Here is a 2,652-nt window from a genome sequence, read left to right as displayed (position 1 = left end):
ATATTGCGGCTGAGGAAAACCCGAAACAGGGCATCAATGTCGTTCCCAAACGGCTCGCTGGTTCTGGGATTTAGCCCCGTTTTGAGCTGGCGCAACTCTAGCACTTCTTGCTCCAGCGATTGCTCGATGCGCTCATACAGGCGAGCCAGCAGCGTTTGGCGGATTCCCACAATCGACACCAGCATCGAAGCCGCCACGAGCAAAATATACCAACCCAGAATTCGTGTCCGCAGACTGGAAAATAGCCGATTGAGTCGCATGGGTGAATGAGCAGAACGAGCAGATTGCAATCCTGAGTGGGCTTCTTGACCGCAGCAATGGAAGAAAGTTCCAGTGGAAGTCTTCTTGCTCAGGATAGGGTGCATCAGGATTCGTACCGTATCAGGATTCTCGCGCTTTTCTTCTCCGTCCAGCCCATCTCCCGCTATAGAATAGGGTTAAGCGCAGGCTTAACAATTTTTTAAGAAACCATTCCAAGGGCAAGGAGAACACCATGTCAGAGTTTGCAACTCGCTTGAGCGAATGGCTAGACCCCATCGCTGATGTCTTTCGCAATCTCAATGTGCCAGAGCCGATTGTGCATTGGGGACACCCCGCGATGATGGGCATTGTGGTGCTGGTAATGGGCAGTTTTGCGGCGGTGACGGGCTGGCAGGGCCGCTTGCTGACGGCGACCGACGACGCGCTGGCTGCAAAAAAGCGCACAGACCATAAGAAAATTGCCGGACTGATGTTTCTGTTCATCGCAATGGGCTACACGGGTGGCATCCTGTCGCTGGTGATGCAAAACCAGCCAATTTTGCAAAGCCCCCACTTTTGGACGGGTTCGGTGGCGCTAGGGATGCTGGCGGTCAACGGGCTGATTGCTGCGTTTGGCTTTTCTCAGGGCAAAGGCTTCCGCACGGTTCACGCCTACCTGGGTAGCGTAGCGCTGGCGCTGCTGCTGATCCACGGCATCTTTGGGCTAAAGCTGGGTCTGTCGATTTAGTCGATTTAGTCGATTTAATTGATGCTAATCGATTTGGGTTAGTGGATTAGGGGCAACCCGCAACAAACCTTCGCCAGTATCCGTCAGTCCCTACGCACTTACGATAGGTTTTCTGGGTTTTGAACGATTTCTCGCGGGCGCAGCCCGCGAGAAATCGTCCAACTGCGTAAGTCCTATCCGTTTGGACGGCTGATTGGACGGCTGAGCCGCAGGCAGTGCAATGATGCAGCCCTGCAACGCTCAGCCGTTCCGCTATTCTGGCAGCTTGTATTGCCCCACGATGCGCTTGGCGTAGTCGGGGACGTGTTGCTTTAGCTTGTCGGGATAGTTGCGCTTCACGTAGAGATAGTTGCGGGTGAAGTGCGAGTCGATGGAGAAGCGGGCATATTCCAGCCCTTTGGGGCCAATTTTTTCGATCACCACGCCCATCAGCTTGGCCGCCCACATCGGCAGCGTCACGCCTTTGTCGTAAGCGGGGATGCTGTTTTGCACGGCTTGATGGCGATCGCCCTGGGACATCACAGGCTGCGTCTCAAGCTGGTCTTTCACCAACTCCAGCATCTCCGCGCCCGTCTCATTTCGCACCACAATCCACTGCCAGCCGAAGGGTGCGCCCATGTAGCCCACCACCAAATCCGCCAGTGAGTTTACATAGTCAAAACAGGTCATGCAGGAGGGCGCAAACACGTCCTTCAGTTCGTTCGTCTTCAGCCCAAAAAACGGCACCGTCTCTGTAGAACCGTCTTCGTGTTTGAAATGTACGCGAAAATCCTGCATAAACTCGTAATAGACCACCGTATCGGGCGATCGGCTGGTGGTGTCGAGAAATTTCTGCAAGCCAGCGCGGGTCACATTGTCCACGCACGGCGTTCCCAGCACATAGAGTTTCTCTAGCCCCAGCTTGTCTTGCACCGCCCGCAGCGCCTGGATTTGGCAACCCACGCCAATCACCAGTAGCCGCTTCATGCCCGACTGCTCTACCAGCTCCAGCACCGACAGGTTGGGCGACAGGGTGGGCTTATTGACCCGCGCCGCCAGGATTTCTTCGGGCGTGGTAGCGATCACGGGCTTTGGCTGAAACCGATCCTCCTCCGTGTTTTGCACGCAGACCACCCCTTCCACCAGCCCCCGGTTCAGCATTTCAATGGCAATGCTGCTGACGATGCCCGTCCACTGGGCCCCTTTGATGGGCTGGGTCTTGCGGGCTGCCATCATGTCTTGATGCACCCCAAAGTACACATCGTTTTCTTGGGACAGATCGCGGCTGCGCCCGTGAAATTCCTGCTCTAGGTCGGCAATCTGCTGGTTGATAAAGGCGCAGGCTTCCTTCACGTAATGCACATAGTACGTATCGCAGAGGCCGCACTCGCTGCACAGTTCCTTGGCGGGGCGACGGCTGCCGGGTTTGAGGGCGCGGGCTTTTTTGTGGGCGTTGGGCGAAACGGCGGTCATGAGGGGTTTGAAGTCGGGGTTGAGCGTCAGATTAGCGTCCGATTAGCGTCCGATTACGGTCAGGCTACAAGTCAGATTACAGCGGGATCGGGCCTAGCGCTGCGTGACTGATCCTGTTTTCACAATACCGTAGGGTGGGGATTAGACTGAATCTAGAGGGCGCATCCCAGTTATGCAAGTTTGCCCTCATCCCCCAGCCCCTTCTCCCAAAA

General features: G+C 55.8%; 2 protein-coding genes and 1 pseudogene. 1 reads left to right on the top strand and 2 read right to left on the bottom strand.

Translation table 11 applies throughout. The features are described 5' to 3' along the window. Positions 1 to 260, bottom strand: a pseudogene (locus IGS51_RS13215) (two-component sensor histidine kinase); the annotation flags it as partial. 233 nt (positions 261 to 493) lie between these two features. Between IGS51_RS13215 and IGS51_RS13210 the strand changes: the two are divergent. Further along, positions 494 to 988 (top strand): DUF4079 domain-containing protein, encoded by a 495-nt coding sequence (locus tag IGS51_RS13210; RefSeq protein ID WP_172354241.1) that lies wholly within the window; start codon positions 494 to 496, stop codon positions 986 to 988. 252 nt (positions 989 to 1,240) lie between these two features. Here IGS51_RS13210 and IGS51_RS13205 read toward each other — a convergent pair whose 3' ends face one another. Next, entirely contained in the window at positions 1,241 to 2,440 is a 1,200-nt protein-coding gene (locus IGS51_RS13205) for a Coenzyme F420 hydrogenase/dehydrogenase, beta subunit C-terminal domain (protein WP_297078817.1), read from the bottom strand. Positions 2,441 to 2,652 lie beyond the last annotated feature (212 nt).

The organism is Thermoleptolyngbya sp. M55_K2018_002 (assembly GCF_015295965.1).
GTDB lineage: Bacteria > Cyanobacteriota > Cyanobacteriia > Elainellales > Elainellaceae > Thermoleptolyngbya > Thermoleptolyngbya sichuanensis.
Note: the sequence above shows the minus strand (reverse complement) of the source record. Positions and strands in the feature narration are given on the sequence as shown.